This window comes from Variovorax sp. YR750, assembly GCF_900109805.1.
Lineage (GTDB): Bacteria > Pseudomonadota > Gammaproteobacteria > Burkholderiales > Burkholderiaceae_C > Variovorax > Variovorax gossypii.
Genome location: NZ_FOBJ01000013.1, coordinates 189,685 through 208,073 on the forward strand (window position 1 = coordinate 189,685; position 18,389 = coordinate 208,073).

An 18,389-nucleotide genomic window follows, 5' to 3' on the forward strand; every position below is an offset into this window, starting at 1 on the left:
TCCTCAGCGCGCCGCGAGGTGGTCGAACAACTCGCGCGCCAGGGCGGGCAGCTGCTCGCGGCTGCGCGCGATCAGCTTCAGCTCGCGCTCGGCCCAGGTGTCGCTGAGCGCCACGGTCGAGATGCGCATCGCCATCGAAAGCCGCTGCGCAGAAGACATCGGCAGCACGCCGATGCCCACGCCCGCTTCGATCATCAGGCAGATGGCCTCGAAGCTGCTGACCTGGATGCGCGGGTTGAAGCCGCGCCCTGCAAGCTCGGCACGGCGCTGCAGGAAGCGGTGAATGGCACTGCCGTGGTGCAGGCCCACGTGCTGTTCATCGAGCGTGTCGGCAAAGGCCACCGAGGGCGCGCCCGCGAGGCGGTGCGTGGTGGGCACCACCAGCACGAGCTGGTTGCTGCCGAAGGGCCGTGCGTCGAAGTCACCCGTGTGCACGTCGCCCGCGAGGATGCCGATGTCGGCCTCGCCATCGGCCACGGCGCGCACGATCTCTTCGCTGAGGTATTCGCGCAGATCGACCTGCACGGCCGGGTGCTGCGTGAGAAAGCCCGCCAGCTTCTGCGGTAGGTATTCGGTGATCGAGGTGGTGTTGGCGAACACCCGCACATGGCCCTTGATGCCCTTGCCGAAGTCCTGCATGTCGCAACGCAGGTGCTCCATCTGCTGCATCACGCGCTTGGCGTGGTAGAGCACCGCCTGCCCCGCCGCTGTGAGGCTCACGCCCTGCGCGCTGCGGTGCAGCAGCTTGCCGCCCACGGCCTCCTCCATCTGCTTGATGCGCGTGGAGGCGGCGGCCAGCGAGATGCAGGCCTTCTCCGCGCCGCGCGTAAGGCTGTGCGCGTCCGCCACGTAGACGAACAGTTTCAGGTCGAACAGGTCGAAGTGCAGGTTCACCGGGCGCCGGTATCAAGGGGAAACGGAACGCGCATTGTCCGGCGAATGAGGCTGCTCGCCGCCCTCTGCGGGTTTGTCCTCAGACCGGGTCCCAGCTGAACACGTCGGCCGAGCGGTCCAGCGGGTAGAAGCTGGCGCGCATCGCGGGCATGGCGTGCTCGGCGATGCTCTGCGGCGTCCAGCCCTCCGAGCGGTGGATGGAGCGAACCGGGCGCGGCTGGCTGATGAGCGAGATCTCGTTGTTGCGCACCGAGAAGATCTGGCCGTTGACTGCCGCGGCGGCATCGCTCGCGAGATAGACGGCCAGCGGAGCGACCTTGGCCGGCGTCATCTGCTTGATCTTGTCGACGCGGGCGCGCTGCTCGTCGGTGTCGGTGGGAATGGCGCCGATCATGCGGCTCCAGGCGAAGGGCGCGATGCAGTTGGAGCGCACGTTGAATTTCTGCATGTCCAGCGCGATCGACTTCGACAGCGCGGCAATGCCGAGCTTGGCCGCCGCGTAGTTGGCCTGGCCGAAGTTGCCGATGAGGCCCGAGGTCGAGGTCATGTGCACCAGCGCGCCCGACTCCTGCTCCTTGAAATGCGTGGCGGCGGCACGGCTCACGTAGTACGCGCCGTACAGGTGCACCTTGAGCACCGAGTCCCATTCGTCCACCGACATCTTGTGGAAGAAGCGGTCGCGCAGGATGCCGGCGTTGTTGACCACCGCGTCGATGCGCCCGAAGTTCTCGACCGCGCATTCCACGATGCGCGCCGCGCTCGCGGCATCGGCCACGCTGTCGGTGTTGGGCACGGCCTGTCCGCCGGCCGAGCGGATCTCGTCGACCACCTGCTGCGCGGGGCCTGCGCTGCCGCCGGCACCATCGAGCGCCGCGCCGATGTCGTTGACCACCACCTTCGCGCCATGCGCCGCCATCGCCAGCGCGATGTCTCGCCCGATGCCGCCGCCAGCGCCGGTGACGACGACCACTTTTCCTTCAACCATGCTTGTCTGCGCTCCAGATGTTCGTTCGCCCACGGGGTCGGGGGCGAAATCCAGAATGCCACAGGGAGGGGTGAAGCGGGTTTCGGTTTTCCGAAGAGGGGCTTCGGCGGCGGGCCCGCAGGCCCGTCGGTTTACTGCCTCGCCGTCCGGATGTTCGGCGGCAGCGCCTGCGGCCAGCTCGTGCGGAACGGGTTGATGTCCAGGCCGCCGCGCCGCGTGTAGCGCGCGTACACCGCGAGCTTGTTCGGCTTGCAGCGGGTCCAGATGTCCGTGAACATGCGCTCGGCGCAGGGCTCGTGGAACTCGTTGTGGTTGCGGAAGCTGATGATGTACGCGAGCAGCCCCGCCTGGTCGATGGGCGGGCCGCTGTAGCGGATCTGCACGCTGCCCCAGTCGGGCTGGCCGGTGACGAGGCAGTTGCTCTTCAGCAGGCGGCTGGTGAGCGTTTCGTTGACGGGCGCCTGCGTGGTGTCGCTGCTCAGCAGCTCGGGCGTGGGCTGGTAGTGGGTGCACTCGATGTCGAGGCGGTCGAGGTCGAGGCCGTCGAGTTCGTGCACCGGCTCGCGGTCGAACATGTCGGGCGCGAGCAGGCTCACGCCGATGGTGGCCTGCTGGTCGCTGCCGCGCCATGCGGCTTCCGACAGGTCGGCGCGCAGGCGCTCGCGCACGGCGTCTGCGCTCGCGAACTGGCTGTTGTTGAAGCTGTTGAGGTAGAGCTTGAAGCTCTTGCTCTCGATGATGTTGGGCGTCTCGCAGGGAATGGTGAAGTGCGCGATGGCCAGCTGCGGCTTGCCGCGAAGGTTGAGCCAGCTCACCTCGAAGGCGGTCCAGAGGTCGGCGCCGAAGAACGGCAGCGCGCCGGTCTTGATGCCCATGGCCTCGCGCTGCGTGGCTCGTGCGATGGGAAAGAGCAGCGTCGGGTCGTAGCGGTCGGCGTAGGCCGAGGCGCGGCCCAGTTGCGATTGCTCGGGAGTATTGGGGTTGTGCGGGTCGTGGCTCATGATGGTCTCGTATCTGCGGCATCCGCCGCCTGGGCGAACGGTGCGATGTGGTTGGCGAGGATGTTGCACACCTCGGGCGGCAGGTCGTGGCCCATGCCGGGAATGGAAACGAATTGCGAACCCGGAATGCGCCGGGCCGTGTCTTCGCCGCAGGCGATGGGCACGAGCGCATCGGCGTCGCCGTGCAGCACCAGCGTGGGCGAGCGGATGCCCTGCAGTATGCGGGGGCGCTCGTCGTCGGCGCCGATGGCCAGCATCTGCCGCAGCAGTCCGGCCGGGTGGTACGCGCGACGCAGGCCGAAGGTGAGGCGCTCGGCCAGTTCCTCGTCGGTCTGCGGGTAGGCCGGGCTCTGGATGAGCCGCAGCAGCCGGATGCTGTGCGCGACCAGCGCGGCCTCGTCGCGGCTGGCCGGGCGGCGCATGAGCATGGTGGTGACCTCGCGGCGCGGGCCGGGCAGTCCGCGCGCGCCGCTGGAGCTCATGATGCTCACGAGGCTGGTCGTGCGCTGCGGCGCGAAGGCCGCGATGCGCTGCGCGATCATGCCGCCCATGGAGGCGCCGACGATGTGGGCCTTCTGGATGCCCAGCGCGTCGAGCACGCCGAGCGAATCGATGGCCATGTCCTGCAGGGTGTAGGCCGAGCGCACCTTCAGGCCGAGGCGGTGGCGGATGGTCTCCCACACGATGTTGCCGGTGCCGGCATGGTCGAAGCCCTGGCTCAGGCCGATGTCTCGATTGTCGTGACGTATCACGCGAAAGCCCGCGTCCGCCAGCTGCCGCACGAAGGCCGTCGGCCACGCGACGAGCTGCATGCCCAGGCCCATGATGAGCAGGATGACGGGGCGCCCCTCGCCTCCGGTGTCGTCGACTTCGATCTGCAGCCCGTTGGCGGTGACTTTCATCGGGTCCTTGCTTGTTCTTCCGCTACTTGAACTCGCGCTCGCGCAGCCACTTGGTGGCGACCCACTTCTCGCCCGCCAGCACCGGCGCGCCGCCGTGCAGGGTGCGGGTGACGGGGTCGGGCCGGTCATAGCTGAAGAACACGCCGCAGCCCCGCGCCGGGGCCACTTCGAGGCCCACGTCGGGGAAGGTGGTGGCGCCGCCGCCCTCGGGCTCCTGCAGGTACATCACCAGCGTGGCGACGCGCTGCCCGCCGCGCTTGAGGATGGTGGGCGTGCCGGACTCGTTCGGGTCGAAATAGTCGTAGTGCGGGCGGTATTGCGCGCCGGGAGCGTAGCGCAGGATCTGCAGGCCCTCGCCGAACTCGAGCGGCCAGCGCAGCAGCGCGGCAATGCGCTGCTCGAGGCGCGCGACGATCTCGTTCTCGCCGCGCTCGAAGAACATGCCGTCGCTGGTGCGATCGACGTTGAGCACCTCGCCGCCGGTGCGCGTCTCGACGGTGAGCGAGCGCGCGAGCCGCACGCGCGCGGCGGCGATCAGGCCTTCGCACTCCTCGGCAGACAGCAGGTTGCCGAAAACCACCACGCGCGGGTGCCGCATGGTCTGCAGCACCTGCACGCGGCGGTCGCCCGCATCGATGTACAGGGGCGCGCCGTCGAGGTCGGGCCCGGGCATCTTCGCCTGCACGGAAGGCAGCGCGACTTCCACGTTGGGGAAGCCGGCTTCGAGCTGGGCCAGCGCCACGTCGGCGGCGGCGTCGTGCCAGCCGGCCGCGCGCATCGAGGCGCGCAGGGCCGGCACCGAATGCCCGGCGGCGAGCTGGGCAACCAGCCATTCGCGCAGTTCCGGACTGATCGCTTGGGACATCTCAATACTCCTCCACGCCGCGGCAATCCCCGCAACGCATGAAAAAACCGCCACGCCCCATTCCGGGAACACCGCGGAACCGGCTTTGCCGGGCCGCCGGTGTCGCCGCCTGCAAGACAGGCTGGCGCAGCGACACGAAGTGCGCGAAGGCCGGGGTCAGTCCAGCCTTCTCCTGAACACCAACCTGTCGGGTTTGGACACTTCCGCGTCGAAACCATAACCCTCGAGGTCGAACTTTTCCAGTGCCTTGGGCGTGGCCGCCTTGTGCTGCACGGCCCAGCGCGCCAGCAGGCCGCGGGCGCGCTTGGCGAAGAAGCTCACGATCTTGTACCGGTCGCCCTTCCATTCCTCGAACACGCATTCGACCACGCGGGCCTTGAGCACCTTGCGGTCGACCGACTTGAAGTATTCCTGCGAGGCGACGTTGACCACCACGGGGGTGCGGTCGGCCGCGAGGCGTTCGTTCAGGTGCTCGGCGATGCGCGGGCCCCAGAAGGCGTAGAGGTCCTTGCCGTGGCGGTTGGCCAGCTGGGTGCCCATTTCGAGACGGTAGGGCTGCAGCAGGTCGAGCGGGCGCAGCAGGCCGTAGAGGCCGCTGAGGATGCAGACGTGGTCCTGCGCCCAGGCCAGCTGGGTTTTCGTGAGGGTGCGGGCGTCGAGGCCGCCGTAGACGTCGCCGTCGAAGGCGAAGGCGGCCTGGCGGGCGTTCTTCGGGGTGCTCTTGCTCGACCAGGCCTCGTAGCGGGCCACGTTCAGTGCCGAGAGCTTGTCCGACAGGCTCATGAGCTCGGAAATCTGCTGGGGCGACTTCTCGCGCAGCAGCTTGATGAGTTCGACCGAGGGGCCGCGGGGCGATTCGAAATGGGGTTGGGTGGCGGGGAGTTCGGAGGGGACCGGGGTGTCGTAGTCGAGTGACTTTGCAGGGGAAAGCAGGAACAGCATCCCGGAATTATCAGTGGCTGCCGTGACACGGGGCCGCCCCGGTAAAATCGCCGGCTACCCACCTGTGTCCCCCCAACGGCTCCCCGAAGGGCCGTTCCTGCATTTCCCATGAGCGAACCCACCACCCCTCCCGCCCAGCCTGGACTGGACAGCCTTTCCAAATCGTTCGAGCCCGCCGCCATCGAGGCGCACTGGGGCCCCGAATGGGAGAAGCGCGGCTACGCCAAGGCCGGCTTCAGAGGCACGCAGCAACCCAAGGATGGCGCCGAGTCGTTCGCGATCCAGCTGCCGCCGCCCAACGTGACGGGCACGCTGCACATGGGCCATGCGTTCAACCAGACGATCATGGACAGCCTCACGCGGTACCACCGCATGAAGGGCGACAACACGCTGTGGGTGCCCGGCACCGACCACGCCGGCATCGCGACTCAGATCGTGGTGGAGCGCCAGCTGCAGGAGCAGAAGGTCAGCCGCCACGACCTGGGCCGCAAGAACTTCGTGGCGCGCGTGTGGGAGTGGAAGGAAAAATCGGGCAACACCATCACCCAGCAGATGCGCCGCATGGGCGACACGGTGGACTGGAGCCGCGAGTACTTCACGATGGACGACGACCTCTCCAAGGTCGTGACGCATACCTTCGTGAAGCTGTATGAAGAGGGCCTGATCTACCGCGGCAAGCGCCTGGGCAACTGGGACCCGGTGCTCAAGACCTCCGTGAGCGACCTCGAAGTCGAGAGCGAGGAAGAAGACGGCTCGCTCTGGCACATCGCCTATCCGCTCGAAGACGGCAGCGGCACGCTGACCGTAGCCACCACCCGGCCCGAAACCATGCTCGGCGACACGGCCGTGATGGTTCACCCCGAGGACGAGCGCTACAGGCACCTCATCGGCAAGCGCGTGAAGCTGCCGCTGGTGGACCGGCTGATCCCGATCATTGCCGACGACTACGTCGACAAGGAATTCGGCACCGGCGTCGTGAAGGTCACGCCCGCGCACGATTACAACGACTACGCCGTCGGCCAGCGCCACAAGCTCGAGATGATCGGCGTGCTGACGCTCGACGCGACCATCAACGACAACGCGCCCGAGAAGTACCGCGGCCTCGACCGCTTCGTGGCGCGCAAGGCCATCGTGGCCGACCTCGACGCGCTGGGCCTGCTGGTCGAGGTGAAGAAGCACAGGCTGATGGTGCCGCGCTGCGCGCGCTCGGGCGCCATCGTCGAGCCCATGCTCACCGACCAGTGGTACGTGGCCATGACGCGCCCCGGCGCCGACGGCCAGTCGATCGCGCAGAAGGCCATCGACGTGGTGAAGTCGGGCGAAGTGCGCTTCGTGCCCGAGAACTGGGTCAACACCTACAACCACTGGATGGAGAACATCCAGGACTGGACCATCTCGCGCCAGCTCTGGTGGGGCCACCAGATTCCCGCCTGGTACGACGAGGAAGGCAACGTGTACGTGGCGGAGGACGAAGCCGCCGCCCAGGCCAAGGCGCCCGGCAAGAAGCTGACGCGCGACGAGGACGTGCTCGACACCTGGTATTCGTCGGCGCTGGTGCCCTTCTCTTCGCTGGGCTGGCCCGAGAAGACACAGGACCTCGACCTGTACCTGCCCTCGACCGTGCTGGTGACCGGCTACGACATCATCTTCTTCTGGGTCGCCCGGATGATCATGATGACCAAGCACTTCATCGGCAAGGTGCCCTTCAAGCACGTGTACATCCACGGCCTGGTGCGCGACGCGCAGGGCAAGAAGATGAGCAAGTCGGAAGGCAACGTGCTCGACCCGGTGGACCTGATCGACGGCATCGAGCTGCCCGCGCTGCTCGACAAGCGCACGCAAGGCCTGCGCAAGCCCGAGACGGCGCCCGCCGTGCGCAAGAACACGCAGAAGGAGTTTCCGGACGGCATTCCGGCCTTCGGCGCCGATGCGCTTCGTTTCACCTTTGCCTCGCTCGCCTCGCTGGGCCGCAGCATCAACTTCGATTCGAAGCGCTGCGAGGGCTATCGCAACTTCTGCAACAAGCTGTGGAACGCCACGCGCTTCGTGCTGATGAACTGCGAAGGCCAGGACTGCGGCCTGCTGGAGCACACGAAGGAAGAGTGCAAGGTCGGCGGCCCGGCGCACGGCTACCTGAAGTTCAGCCGCGCCGACTACTGGATCGTGTCGAAGCTGCAGCGCGTGGAGGCCGAAGTGGCTCAGGGCTTCGAGGAATACCGCCTCGACAACGTGGCCACCACGATCTACCAGTTCGCCTGGGACGAGTTCTGCGACTGGTACCTCGAGATCGCCAAGGTGCAGATCCAGACCGGCGACGACGCACAGAAGCGCGCCACGCGCCGCACGCTCATCCGCGTGCTCGAGACGCTGCTGCGCCTGGCGCACCCCATCATTCCGTTCATCACGGAAGAGCTGTGGCAGAAGGTGTCGAAGGTTGCAGGACGTGAGGGCGAGTCGATCATGATCGCGGCCTATCCGAAGAGCCAGCCCGAGAAGATCGACGAGGCGGCCGAGGCTTACGTGGCGCGGTTGAAGGCACTGGTGGATGCGTGCCGCACGCTGCGTGGCGAAATGAACGTGTCGCCCGCCACGCGCCTGCCGCTCTACGCGGTGGCAGACGATGCCGAAGGCGCGGCTTTCCTGCGCGAATCGGCCTCGGTGCTGCAGGCGCTCGCCAAGCTCAAGGAAGTGAAGGTCTTCGACGACGAGGCCTCGTGGTCGGCTGCCGCCGAAGCCGCACCCGTCGCCGTGGTGGGCGCCGCACGCCTGTGCCTGCACATGGAGATCGACAAGGCTGCGGAGAAAGTTCGCATTGGCAAGGAAGTTGCACGCGTCGAAGGCGAAATTGCCAAGGTGCACTCCAAGTTGGGCAACGAAGCCTTCGTCGCGAAGGCCCCTCCGGCCGTGATCGAGCAGGAACGTAAACGTCTGACTGACTTCACTGCCACTCTGGAGCGCTTGCGCGACCAGCTTGTGCGCCTCGGCTGACAGACTCGGAGTTTCGAAGGCGTTTAGGATGCTTGGAGCGGCCCCGCGCCGTTCTGCATCCTGCCATCCCTACCTTTGACGAAAGACGCTGAACTGCCCATGTCCACATCCGCGACCCGCATCCGCAAGGCCGTATTTCCTGTTGCAGGCTTCGGCACCCGCTTCCTGCCGGCCACCAAGGCGCAACCCAAGGAAATGCTGCCGGTGGTCGACAAGCCGCTGATCCAGTACGCCGTCGAGGAAGCGTACGCAGCCGGCATCCGCGACATGATCTTCGTGACCGGTCGCAACAAGCGCGCCATCGAAGACCACTACGACACCGCCTACGAGCTCGAGAGCCAGCTCGAGGCCAGCGGCAAGACCGCTCTGCTCAACATCGCGCGTTCGGTCATGCCCGACGACATGACCTGCTCGTATGTGCGCCAGCCGCGCATGCTGGGCTTGGGCCATGCGGTGCTGTGCGCCGAGCACCTGGTCGGCAACGAACCCTTCGCCGTGCTGCTGGCGGACGACCTGATGGTCGGCCCCGATGGCGGACAACCCGTGCTGGCGCAGATGACCGAAGCCTTCGGCCGCCTCGGCGGCTCGCTGCTGGCAGTGCAGGAAGTGCCGCTCGCGCACGTCAAGCGCTACGGCATCGTGGCTGGCGACGCGATCGAGGAAGGCCTCGTGAAGGTCAGCCGCATGGTCGAGAAGCCGAAGCCCGAAGAGGCGCCTTCACGTCTCGGTGTGGCAGGCCGCTACATCCTCACGCCGGGCGTGTTCGACGAGATCCGCAACCAGCCCAAGGGCGCGGGTGGCGAGATCCAGCTCACCGACGGCATCGCGGCGCTGATGAAGAAGGAATCGGTCTACGCGTACTCGTACAAGGGCATCCGCTACGACTGCGGCAGCAAGGAAGGCTTCCTGCAGGCATCGGTGGAACTGGCGCTGGCGCACCCGGAAGTGGGCGCGGATTTCCGCGAGTACCTCAAGAGCCTGAAGCTGTAATCGCCGCTTCGAGCACACGAACAAAAAGGGCCGCGACTGCGGCCCTTTTTCTTTGCTGCTTCTGCAGCCTCGTCAGCGGCGTTTCAGCACGTGGATGAAGTCGGTGCCGACAGTTTCCTGCTCCATCAGCTCGTTGCCCGTCTGGCGCGCGAAGGCCTGGAAGTCGCGGATCGATCCCGGGTCTGTCGACACCACCTTCAGCAGCTGGCCGCTCGCCATCTCGTTGAGCGACTTCTTCGCCTTGAGGATGGGCAGCGGGCAGTTCAACCCGCGCGTGTCGAGCTCGCGATCAACTTGCATTGCCAGGCTCCGGCGGCAGGTTCAGGCCGCGGCGGCGCTCCTCGTTCTCGGCGGCCGTGAAGAACACAGGCTCGTGTCCGCGCGTGCGCAGCCAGTCGGCCAGCGCGTAGCCGGTGCCGGCGGGCCAGCACTTGAGATCGGGCAGGTCGTAGAGGCGGTAGTCGACCAGTTCGGGCGAGAGCTTCACCTCGCCGTCGGCCACCACGTGGTAGGCGATGATGACCTGATTCATGCGCTGGAAGTCGTAGGCGCCGACGATCCTGGCGGCGCTCACGTCGAGGTTGGTTTCTTCCTTCACCTCGCGCGCGATGCCTTCCTCGGGCGTCTCGCCGGCCTCCATGAAGCCGGTGATGAGCGCGAACATCTTGCCCGGCCACGCGGCATTGCGCGCCAGCAGCACCTGTCCGCGGTACTCGACGATGGCGGCGAGCACGGGCGTCGGGTTGTTCCAGTGCGTGTGACCGCAGTTGGGGCAGCGCAGGCGCTCCTTGGGGCCGCCGTCTTCCATCAACGCGATCCACTCGAGCGGCGTGGCACAGACCTGGCAGAACTTGGGATGGGGCATGGGGTCTCTTTTCTTTCTTGTCTTGTCGCGGCCCGGCGGGCCGTCGGGCCGTCGGGCATGCGGGCGGATGCCTATGCGGGAAAGACGCCGGTCGACAGGTAACGGTCGCCGCGGTCGCAGACCACGAACACGATGGTCGCGTTCTCGACCGTCTTCGACACTTCCAATGCAGCCCACAGCGCACCGGCTGCGGAGATGCCGCCGAAGATGCCCTCCTCGCGCGCGAGGCGACGGCACATTTCCTCCGCGTCGCTCTGGCTCACATTGATTTCCTCGTCGACGCGGCTCGGATCGAAGATCTTCGGCAGGTACTCGGCAGGCCACTTGCGGATGCCCGGAATGCGCGAGCCCTCGGCCGGCTGCGCGCCGATGATGCGCACCGCCGGGTTTTTCTCCTTGAGGAAGCGCGACACGCCGGTGATGGTGCCGGTGGTGCCCATGGCGCTCACGAAGTGCGTGACCTTGCCCTTGGTGTCGGCCCAGATCTCGGGGCCGGTAGTCTCGTAGTGGATGCGCGGGTTGTCTGGGTTGGCGAACTGGTCGAGCACCCGGCCCTTGCCCTGGGCCACCATCTGCTCGGCGAGATCGCGTGCGTATTCCATGCCGCCGCTCTTGGGCGTGAGCACAAGCTCGGCGCCGAAGGCCTTCATGGTCTGCGCGCGCTCCACGGAGAGGTCCTCCGGCATGATGAGCACCATGCGGTAGCCCTTGATGGCCGCGGCCATCGCGAGGGCGATGCCGGTGTTGCCGGAGGTGGCTTCGATCAGGGTGTCGCCGGGCTTGATTTCGCCGCGCTCTTCCGCGCGCCGGATCATCGAGAGAGCCGGCCTGTCTTTCACGGAACCGGCGGGATTGTTGCCTTCGAGCTTGCCGAGAATCACGTTGCCGCGCCTGGCGTTTTCTGCGGCATTGATGCGTTGCAGCGCGACCAGAGGGGTCTTGCCGATGGCGTCTTCGATCGTCGGATAGTTCATGCCAGCCACTGTGCCATAATTTTGGGCTTCGTTCAGAACCCTGCCCGGGTGGTGAAATTGGTAGACGCAGGGGACTCAAAATCCCCCGCCGCAAGGCGTGCCGGTTCGATTCCGGCCCCGGGCACCACAAGCTGGCTCTCCCCCCAGGCTTCGCGCACTTCGTGTCGCTGCGCCAACCCCCTTCCGGGGGCGACACCGGTGGACCGGCGGAGCCGGATCCACGGTGTCCCTGGAATGGGCCCCTCCCCTGCCTTATCTCGACTCGGTCTGTTCTTGCAGACCTGTATGCACTGTCGGATGCGCCAGCCGCACTCTCAGCTCGCGCTTCAGCCTTGTGTTGTCGAGGCGGCGCGATTCCCCCATGAAGCTCAGCAGTTGCAGCGGAAGCTGCCGCTCGGCTTCGCCGCGGGCCACGCGCGGCGGGCGGGGCATGCCGTAGATGTCGGCGGCGAGGTCGATGTAGTCGCCCATGCGCAGCTCGGTGTCGTCCGAGGCGTGCACGACGCGCTGCGGCTTGCCTCGGAACAGCGCGGCGATGCAGGCACGGGCGAGGTCGTCGGCGTGGATGTGGCTGGTGTAGACGTCGTCCTCTTGCCGCAGGACGGGCGTGCCGCGCTGCAGGCGGGCACGGGGGGTGCCGTTCTCGCGGTCGGGGGCGTAGATGCCCGGGATGCGCAGGATGCTGGCGCGCACGCCCGCGCTGCGGCCCAGCCAGCGCACTGCCCGTTCGGCATCCACGCGGCGGTGGGAGCGCGGCGTGTCGGGGCGCACGGTGCGGGTTTCGTCGATGCGGGCGCCGCCACAGTCGCCGTAGACGCCGCTGGTCGATCCGTAGACGAAGGTCGAGGGCATGGACCGCAGGCGCAGGGCCCTCGCGAGATCCGTGGTGCGCTGGTCGCGCCACCAGGCGGCTCCGCCGTCGCGGGCGGGCGGCGCGAGATGCAGCACCCGTGTGGCGATGCCCGCCAGCCGGCGCAGGGTGGCCGGGTCGTCCAGGTTGCCCGTCAGCGGGCGTATTCCGGCCGCGCGCAGGGCTCCCACGCGCTCGGCCGATGAAGTGAGCGCCACCAGCTGCATGCGGCCGCGCAGGTCGCGCACCACGCGCTGGCCCACGTCGCCGCAACCTACGATCAGCAGGCGTTCTCGCCGGAACCGCGCTGGCAGCGCGCCGGAGGGGCTATTGATTGAAGGCAAAATCCTGTTCCCGTCTTCCCAATTCAGTTGCTCCCGGGCCGTTTGCGGCCGGAAAGAGCGTTACCCCTCGAAGAATACCGATGACTGTCCCGGCGCCGCATGAAGCGGGCTTTTCCATCACCGTCGAACCCAGCGGACGCCATTTCGTGGTCCAGGGCGACGAAACCATCCTGGCCGCCGGCATCCGCCAGGGCATCGGCCTGCCCTACGGCTGCAAGGACGGCGCCTGCGGCTCGTGCAAGTGCAAGAAGCTCTCGGGCGAGGTCACCCTCGGCCCGCACCAGAGCAAGGCCCTGAGCGCCGAGGAGCAACTCGCCGGCTACGTCCTGACCTGCTGCGCCCACCCCACGAGCGACGTGGTGCTCGAATCGCGCCAGGTCACCGAGGCCGGCGCGCTGCCGATCCGCAAGATGCCGGTGCGCGTGATGGCCCTCACTCGCCAGTCGCACGACGTGATGCTGGTGCGCCTGCAGCTGCCGGCCGGCGAGCCGCTGCAGTTCTACGCGGGCCAGTACGTCGAATTCATCCTGCGCGACGGCGCGCGCCGCAGCTATTCGATGGCCAACGCGCCGCACACCGTGGGCCAGCCCGGCACGGGCATCGAGCTGCACCTGCGGCACCTGCCCGGCGGCAAGTTCACCGACCACGTGTTCGGCACGATGAAGGAAAAGGAAATCCTGCGCATCGAAGGCCCCTTCGGCAGCTTCTTCCTGCGCGAGGACTCCGACAAGCCGATGATCCTGCTGGCCTCCGGCACCGGCTTCGCGCCCATCAAGGCGCTGCTGGAGCACATGCAGTTCAAGAGCATCGACCGCCCTGCCACGCTGTACTGGGGCGGTCGCCGCCCCGAAGACCTGTACATGGACGGCTGGCTGCGCGAGCAGATGGCCCAGATGCCGAACCTGCGCTACGTGCCGGTGGTCTCCAACGCCACGCCCGAGGACAACTGGACCGGCCGCACCGGCTTCGTCCACAAGGCCGTGCTCGAAGACTTCGCCGACCTCTCGGGCCACCAGGTGTATGCCTGCGGCGCGCCCATCGTGGTCGACTCGGCCAAGCGCGACTACGTGGCGCTGGCGGGCCTGCCAGAAGAAGAATTCTTCGCCGACGCATTCACCACGGAGGCGGACAAGGCCCTCCCCTGATCCCCCGACCCCCGAGAACAGACCCAAGAACAAAATGAAGACGAGACACTTCCTCCTCACCCTCCTCGCAAGCGCCACCGCCCTGCTGGGCTCCGGCCAGGCCACGGCGCAGCAACAGCAGCGCCCCATCCGCCTCGTCGTGCCCTACGCGGCGGGCGGCCCGATCGACAACACCGCACGCATCCTGGCCGAGCGCGTGAAGGACTCGCTGGGCACGGTCATCATCGACAACAAGCCCGGCGCGGGCGGCAACATCGGCGCCGACGTGGTGGCCAAGGCCCCCGCGGACGGCCTGACGATCGGCATCGCGGCCACCGCCACCAACGCGGTGAACCCGTGGCTCTACAGCAAGATGCCGTTCAACGCCGCGACCGACTTCGCGCCGATCACGCAGATGGTCCGCGTGCCCAACGTGCTGGTGATGAACGCCGACACCGCGAAGCGCCTGAACATCAACAGCGTGGCCGACCTGATCCGCTACGCCAAGGCCAACCCCGCCAAGCTCAACTACGGCAGCGGCGGCAACGGCAGCGCGGGGCATCTCGCGGGCGAGCTGTTCAAGAAGGAAGCTGGCATCTTCGCGCTGCACATCCCGTACAACGGCGGCAGCCCGGCGCAGCTGGCGCTGATCTCGGGGCAGGTCGACTTCAACTTCGACAACCTCGCCACCGCCGCGCCGAACATCCGCTCGGGCAAGCTCAAGGCGCTCGCGGTGACGACGCTTCAGCGCAGCAGCTCGCTGCCCGAGGTGCCGCCCGTGGCCGACACGCTCAAGGGCTTCTCGATCGACACCTGGTGGGGACTGGTCGCACCGGCCGGCACGCCGCACGACGTGGTGGTGAAGCTCAATCAGGCTTTCGTGGCGGCACTGAACGCGCCCGAAACGAAAACCCGCTTCGCATCGCTGCTGGCCGAGCCGGTCGGCAGCTCGCCCGAGCAGTTCGGCGCCTTCATGAAAAGCGAGCTCGGCAAGTACGAGAAGGTCGTCAAGGCCACCGGCGCGAAGGTGGACTGACGAGGTCCCCGGACAAGGCATCAGCGCCGCGCCCCGCCGTCGAAGCCTCGCCCGAGTAGCTGCGCAGCCCCGCCAGGTCGAGCACCTCGACACCGCCGTGCTCCACGCGCAGCAGGCCGTCGCGCTGCAGGGCGTGCAGCGCCCGGTTGGCGCGCTGGCGCGACACCGCCGACAGCAGGCCGATCTCGTCCTGGCTCAGCCGCACGAAACGGTCGGCGCGCGGATACAGGATCGGATCGAACAGGCTGGCGAGGCAACGCGCCACGCGCGCGTCCGGCCCCAGCAGTCGGTCGAATTCCATGAGCCCGATGAACAGGCTCAATCGCGCATTGATGTGTAACAACAGAAACCGATTGAATTCGATGTTCGAGGCCAGCAGGCGCTCGAAGCTGTGCCGCGGAATGCATGCAACGCGCGTCGGGCGCAATGCCACGCCGTCGTAGCGCCAGCATCCGGGGGTGAGCAGGGAGCCCTCTCCGCTCCAGCCTCCGGCTGTGACGCCGGTGAAGGTGGAAACGCGCCCGTCGGGCAGCGACACGGACATCTTCAGCAGGCCGTCCATCACGCCGACCCAGTGATCGGCGGGCTCGCCGCGCCGCACGACAAAACCGCCGGCGGGAACCGCGCGCTCGTGAGACTCCTGCACGACGCGATCGAGCTCCTCGCTCGTGAGGGCTCGTGCCCACAGGCTCTCGCGGAGCATGTTCTCCAGCGCGCTCGTCGACATCGTCAGGCCTCCTCCTGCGGTCTCCTCCCAAGACAGCTGGCGGCCCGTCGCGGGGGCCGGCCACCGGGGCCGTAAGAAATGTCGTTCCAACGACATCCTCGGCGCGGCCATGATGCCACAGTGGCCCGCGTTCGCCACCACAACAAGGAGACAACGATGAAGCGCTCGAACGAGAGCCCGCGTCCTTCATGCCCCCCGCGCGGGCCGGACGACGGTGATGCGCCGGGCCTGCGCCGGCGCGATGTGCTGGGCTACGCGACAGCCGCGCCGCTGGTGTCGGCAACAGCCGGAGTCGCCGGACTTGCCGGCCTCGCGGCGCCCTCCACCGCAGCCGCCGCGCTGCTGCCGATGACGCCGCCCGACACCACCGACCTGATCGACATCGGCGACGCGGTGACGGTGACTTCGCTGCCGACCATGCCCCTTGTGAAAGTGACGAACGGCGAGAACGGCCGCGTGCGGCTCGCGCTGCCGCGCCTGGAGGTGGGCCAGGGCATCGCCACGGCCACCGCGATGATGCTGGCCGACAAGCTGCGGCTGCCGCTGAGCGCCATCGAGGTGACCTCGGCCGACGCCAGCCCCGAGCTGATCTGGAACCAGCTCACCGGCGGCTCGTCGAGCGTGCGCTCGCTGCATGCCGGGATGCCCGTGCTGGGCGGACTGGGCGGACTGCTCTCGGGCTCCACGCCCTCGGTGGTCGGGCAGCGCGTCACGCGGCTCGACGCGCTCGACATCGTCACCGGGCGCAAGAAGTTCACGCTCGACCAGTCAGTGCCCGGCGCGATGCCGACGATGGTGCGGCGCCCGCCGACCATCAACGGCAAGTTCGTGAGCATCAACAACATGAACACGGTGACGGCCATGCCGGGCGTGATCGGCGTGGTGCCGATTCCATCGACCAACGGCATCACGCCGACGCCGCCCGGCGTGGCCGTGATGGCCGAGACCTTCGGGCAGGCATGGGCCGCGGTGAACGCGCTCGACGTGACCTGGGCCGCCGGCCCTATCGACGGCGAATCGAACGCCACCATCATGCGCAAGCTGAAGTCGGCGCTCTTGCCGTTCGCGCTGCCGCCGCTGGGCGCGCTGACGGTCGAGGGCGAGTTCGAGTTCGCACCCGCCGCGCACTGCCCGATGGAAGTCGAATGCGCAATCGCCGACGTGCGCCCCGACCGGGCCGAGATCTGGGCCGGGCTGCAGAGTCCCATCGTCACGCAGCAGGCCGTGGCGGCCGAACTCGGCCTGCCGTTGAGCAAGGTGATCGTGCATGCGGTGCCCTCGGGCGGCTCCTTCGGCCGGCGTCTCTTCTGGGACCCGGTGCTGCAGGCGATCCAGGTCTCCAAGGCACTCGGGCGCCCCTGCCGCCTGATGTACCACCGCACCGACGACATGCGCCACACGCGCGTGCGCCCGCCGATGTTCCACAAGGCGCGCGCCACGATGCTGCTGGGCCAGGTGATCGCCTTCGAGCAACGCATCGCCGGCGTGCGGCTCGACACGCGCCACGGCTTCGGCAACATGCTGGAAGCCGCGGCCATCGCGCTGCCCAACGCCTTTCCGCAGACGGTGGGCAACTTCGCGATCGAGCAGATCATGTTCAAGACCATGGTCACCTCGCCCTACAACTTCGGCGTCACGACCAAGCTGCTGACGCCGGTGGCGATGGACATGAACACCTGCTCGTACCGCTCGGTGCACATCCAGCCTTCGCGGCTGGTCGAGGAGATCCTGGTCGACGAGATGGCCAAGGCGGCGGGCAAGGACCCGGTCGCCTTCCGGCTCGAGTACCTGCGCCTGCCGCGCGCCCGCGCGGTGCTCAAGGCGGTGGCCGAGGCGGCGCAGTGGGGCAAGGCGATGCCCGCGGGCTTCGCGCAGGGCGTGGGCGTGCACCAGGAGTCGAAGTCGTTCACGGCCTGCATCGTCGAGATCGACGCGCGGGTGCCCTCGGCCGCGAAGGTGGTGCGCGCGACCATCGCCATCGACGTCGGCACGCCGATCAACCCATCGGGCATCGAGGCGCAGATGCAGGGCGGCCTGTGCGAGTCGATCGCGCTGGTGCTCAGCGCGGGACTGCACATCCAGAACGGGCTGCCGCTGGAAGGCAGCTATTCGCAGTACCACTTCTCGCGCATGAAGCACTACCCGAAGGACGTGAAGGTCATCATCATGCCGGCCAGCGGCGAGGCCATCGGCGGCCTGGGCGAGGTCGGCCTGTCGGCAAGCTCGGGTGCCATCGCCAACGCATACGCGCGCGCCACCGGCACCAAGCCGCGCAGCTTTCCGCTGAACTTTCCGGTCGACTTCACGCCGATCCCGCCGGGCAAGCTGCCCACCCCCGTCAACGTTCCGATCCCGACCTGAGGAGGTTCCCCATGCCCGTGCAATCTTTCAAGGTGAACGGCCAGAACGTCAACGTCGAGGCGCCCGACGACATGGCCCTGCTCTGGGTGCTGCGCGACAAGCTAGGCATCACCGGGCCGAAGTACGGCTGCGGCATCAACGTCTGCAAGGCCTGCACATGCCACGTGGACGGCAAGGCGGTGACGGTGTGCTCGGTACGCGTCTCCGACGTGCGCGGCCGGCAGGTGACCACCATCGAAGGGCTGGCCAACGGCAACACGCTGCACCCGGTGCAGCAGGCCTGGCTGAACCTCGACGTGCCGCAATGCGGCTTCTGCCAGCCGGGGCAGATCATGGCGGCGGTGGACCTGCTGCGCCGCACGCGCAACCCGACGGACGCCGACATCGACGCCATCGAGAACGTGTGCCGCTGCGGCACCTACGGCCGCATCCGCGAGGCGATCAAGGCCGCCGCGGCAATGATGTAGCCGGCAGGAAAAAGAAAAAGGCGGTGCGTACCGCCGCGCCATCCGGGCGCGGCCCGCACCGCCTGTGGCGAACG

Annotated in this window: 17 protein-coding genes and 1 tRNA gene; 7 read left to right on the plus strand and 11 right to left on the minus strand. The window is 67.7% G+C overall.

Annotation, left to right across the window (positions count from 1 at the left end; translation table 11 throughout):
- Positions 1–3 precede the first annotated feature (3 nt).
- The 6 genes from BMY35_RS25445 to yaaA all read right to left on the minus strand — a co-directional run bounded on the left by BMY35_RS25445 (position 4) and on the right by yaaA (position 5,589).
- The gene (locus BMY35_RS25445) at positions 4–894 is read right to left on the minus strand and encodes a LysR family transcriptional regulator (RefSeq protein WP_093205376.1); all 891 of its coding nucleotides are present in this window, start codon (positions 892–894) and stop codon (positions 4–6) included.
- 79 nt (positions 895–973) lie between these two features.
- Complete coding sequence (locus BMY35_RS25450; protein ID WP_093205377.1) at positions 974–1,879, minus strand: SDR family NAD(P)-dependent oxidoreductase; 906 nt, start codon at positions 1,877–1,879, stop codon at positions 974–976.
- Positions 1,880–2,010: 131 nt separating this feature from the next.
- On the minus strand, positions 2,011–2,880 hold the full coding sequence (queF, locus tag BMY35_RS25455; RefSeq protein ID WP_093205378.1) for an NADPH-dependent 7-cyano-7-deazaguanine reductase QueF: 870 nt from the start codon (positions 2,878–2,880) through the stop codon (positions 2,011–2,013).
- Positions 2,877–3,782 (minus strand): alpha/beta fold hydrolase, encoded by a 906-nt coding sequence (locus BMY35_RS25460; RefSeq protein WP_093205380.1) that lies wholly within the window; start codon positions 3,780–3,782, stop codon positions 2,877–2,879. Before BMY35_RS25460 ends, queF begins: the two co-directional genes overlap by 4 nt.
- A 22-nt stretch (positions 3,783–3,804) precedes the next feature.
- On the minus strand, positions 3,805–4,647 hold the full coding sequence (locus BMY35_RS25465; protein ID WP_093205381.1) for a 2OG-Fe(II) oxygenase: 843 nt from the start codon (positions 4,645–4,647) through the stop codon (positions 3,805–3,807).
- A 156-nt stretch (positions 4,648–4,803) separates the two neighbouring features.
- A complete protein-coding gene (gene yaaA, locus BMY35_RS25470; protein ID WP_093205384.1) occupies positions 4,804–5,589 on the minus strand; it encodes a peroxide stress protein YaaA in 786 nt (261 codons plus the stop codon).
- Between the two features lie 108 nt (positions 5,590–5,697).
- Between yaaA and BMY35_RS25475 the strand changes: the two genes are divergently transcribed.
- Both BMY35_RS25475 and galU read left to right on the plus strand, forming a co-directional pair.
- Positions 5,698–8,577 carry a valine--tRNA ligase gene (locus BMY35_RS25475; RefSeq protein WP_093205386.1) on the plus strand — a complete coding sequence of 960 codons (2,880 nt, stop codon included), beginning with the start codon at positions 5,698–5,700 and terminating at the stop codon, positions 8,575–8,577.
- A 99-nt stretch (positions 8,578–8,676) separates the two neighbouring features.
- Positions 8,677–9,567 carry a UTP--glucose-1-phosphate uridylyltransferase GalU gene (gene galU / locus BMY35_RS25480; protein ID WP_093205389.1) on the plus strand — a complete coding sequence of 297 codons (891 nt, stop codon included), beginning with the start codon at positions 8,677–8,679 and terminating at the stop codon, positions 9,565–9,567.
- A gap of 72 nt (positions 9,568–9,639) precedes the next feature.
- Here the strand turns inward: galU and BMY35_RS25485 are convergent, their stop codons facing one another.
- The 3 genes from BMY35_RS25485 to cysM all read right to left on the minus strand — a co-directional run bounded on the left by BMY35_RS25485 (position 9,640) and on the right by cysM (position 11,406).
- On the minus strand, positions 9,640–9,867 hold the full coding sequence (locus tag BMY35_RS25485) for a sulfurtransferase TusA family protein (protein ID WP_093205394.1): 228 nt from the start codon (positions 9,865–9,867) through the stop codon (positions 9,640–9,642).
- Complete coding sequence (locus BMY35_RS25490) at positions 9,857–10,432, minus strand: NUDIX domain-containing protein (protein WP_093205397.1); 576 nt, start codon at positions 10,430–10,432, stop codon at positions 9,857–9,859. Before BMY35_RS25490 ends, BMY35_RS25485 begins: the two co-directional genes overlap by 11 nt.
- Before the next feature lie 71 nt (positions 10,433–10,503).
- Entirely contained in the window at positions 10,504–11,406 is a 903-nt protein-coding gene (gene cysM / locus BMY35_RS25495; protein WP_093205399.1) for a cysteine synthase CysM, read from the minus strand.
- A gap of 42 nt (positions 11,407–11,448) precedes the next feature.
- Between cysM and BMY35_RS25500 the strand changes: the two genes are divergently transcribed.
- A tRNA-Leu gene (locus BMY35_RS25500) sits at positions 11,449–11,533 on the plus strand.
- A 125-nt stretch (positions 11,534–11,658) separates the two neighbouring features.
- Here BMY35_RS25500 and BMY35_RS25505 read toward each other — a convergent pair.
- Complete coding sequence (locus BMY35_RS25505) at positions 11,659–12,600, minus strand: SDR family oxidoreductase (protein WP_093205402.1); 942 nt, start codon at positions 12,598–12,600, stop codon at positions 11,659–11,661.
- Between the two features lie 80 nt (positions 12,601–12,680).
- Between BMY35_RS25505 and BMY35_RS25510 the strand changes: the two genes are divergently transcribed.
- The gene (locus BMY35_RS25510; RefSeq protein WP_093205404.1) at positions 12,681–13,745 is read left to right on the plus strand and encodes a CDP-6-deoxy-delta-3,4-glucoseen reductase; all 1,065 of its coding nucleotides are present in this window, start codon (positions 12,681–12,683) and stop codon (positions 13,743–13,745) included.
- Between the two features lie 34 nt (positions 13,746–13,779).
- The gene (locus BMY35_RS25515) at positions 13,780–14,760 is read left to right on the plus strand and encodes a Bug family tripartite tricarboxylate transporter substrate binding protein (protein ID WP_093205407.1); all 981 of its coding nucleotides are present in this window, start codon (positions 13,780–13,782) and stop codon (positions 14,758–14,760) included.
- On the opposite strand, the gene BMY35_RS25520 is transcribed toward BMY35_RS25515, so the two are convergent.
- Entirely contained in the window at positions 14,732–15,487 is a 756-nt protein-coding gene (locus BMY35_RS25520) for a Crp/Fnr family transcriptional regulator (RefSeq protein ID WP_093205409.1), read from the minus strand. The genes BMY35_RS25515 and BMY35_RS25520 overlap by 29 nt on opposite strands.
- A 156-nt stretch (positions 15,488–15,643) precedes the next feature.
- Between BMY35_RS25520 and BMY35_RS25525 the strand changes: the two genes are divergently transcribed.
- Positions 15,644–17,848 carry a xanthine dehydrogenase family protein molybdopterin-binding subunit gene (locus BMY35_RS25525; RefSeq protein ID WP_093205412.1) on the plus strand — a complete coding sequence of 735 codons (2,205 nt, stop codon included), beginning with the start codon at positions 15,644–15,646 and terminating at the stop codon, positions 17,846–17,848.
- 11 nt (positions 17,849–17,859) lie between these two features.
- Positions 17,860–18,315, plus strand: coding sequence for a (2Fe-2S)-binding protein (locus tag BMY35_RS25530; protein WP_093205415.1), 456 nt, complete (start codon positions 17,860–17,862; stop codon positions 18,313–18,315).
- Positions 18,316–18,389: the final 74 nt, after the last annotated feature.

Excerpts from the sequence above, each read along its gene's own strand:
- BMY35_RS25450 (WP_093205377.1), bottom strand. The coding sequence starts at position 1,879 with ATGGTTGAAGGAAAAGTGGTCGTCGTCACCGGCGCTGGCGGCGGCATC.
- queF (WP_093205378.1), bottom strand. The coding sequence starts at position 2,880 with ATGAGCCACGACCCGCACAACCCCAATACTCCCGAGCAATCGCAACTG.
- BMY35_RS25460 (WP_093205380.1), bottom strand. The coding sequence starts at position 3,782 with ATGAAAGTCACCGCCAACGGGCTGCAGATCGAAGTCGACGACACCGGA.
- BMY35_RS25465 (WP_093205381.1), bottom strand. The coding sequence starts at position 4,647 with ATGTCCCAAGCGATCAGTCCGGAACTGCGCGAATGGCTGGTTGCCCAG.
- yaaA (WP_093205384.1), bottom strand. The coding sequence starts at position 5,589 with ATGCTGTTCCTGCTTTCCCCTGCAAAGTCACTCGACTACGACACCCCG.
- BMY35_RS25475 (WP_093205386.1), top strand. The coding sequence starts at position 5,698 with ATGAGCGAACCCACCACCCCTCCCGCCCAGCCTGGACTGGACAGCCTT.
- galU (WP_093205389.1), top strand. The coding sequence starts at position 8,677 with ATGTCCACATCCGCGACCCGCATCCGCAAGGCCGTATTTCCTGTTGCA.
- BMY35_RS25485 (WP_093205394.1), bottom strand. The coding sequence starts at position 9,867 with ATGCAAGTTGATCGCGAGCTCGACACGCGCGGGTTGAACTGCCCGCTG.
- BMY35_RS25490 (WP_093205397.1), bottom strand. The coding sequence starts at position 10,432 with ATGCCCCATCCCAAGTTCTGCCAGGTCTGTGCCACGCCGCTCGAGTGG.
- cysM (WP_093205399.1), bottom strand. The coding sequence starts at position 11,406 with ATGAACTATCCGACGATCGAAGACGCCATCGGCAAGACCCCTCTGGTC.
- BMY35_RS25510 (WP_093205404.1), top strand. The coding sequence starts at position 12,681 with ATGACTGTCCCGGCGCCGCATGAAGCGGGCTTTTCCATCACCGTCGAA.
- BMY35_RS25515 (WP_093205407.1), top strand. The coding sequence starts at position 13,780 with ATGAAGACGAGACACTTCCTCCTCACCCTCCTCGCAAGCGCCACCGCC.
- BMY35_RS25520 (WP_093205409.1), bottom strand. The coding sequence starts at position 15,487 with ATGTCGACGAGCGCGCTGGAGAACATGCTCCGCGAGAGCCTGTGGGCA.
- BMY35_RS25525 (WP_093205412.1), top strand. The coding sequence starts at position 15,644 with ATGAAGCGCTCGAACGAGAGCCCGCGTCCTTCATGCCCCCCGCGCGGG.
- BMY35_RS25530 (WP_093205415.1), top strand. The coding sequence starts at position 17,860 with ATGCCCGTGCAATCTTTCAAGGTGAACGGCCAGAACGTCAACGTCGAG.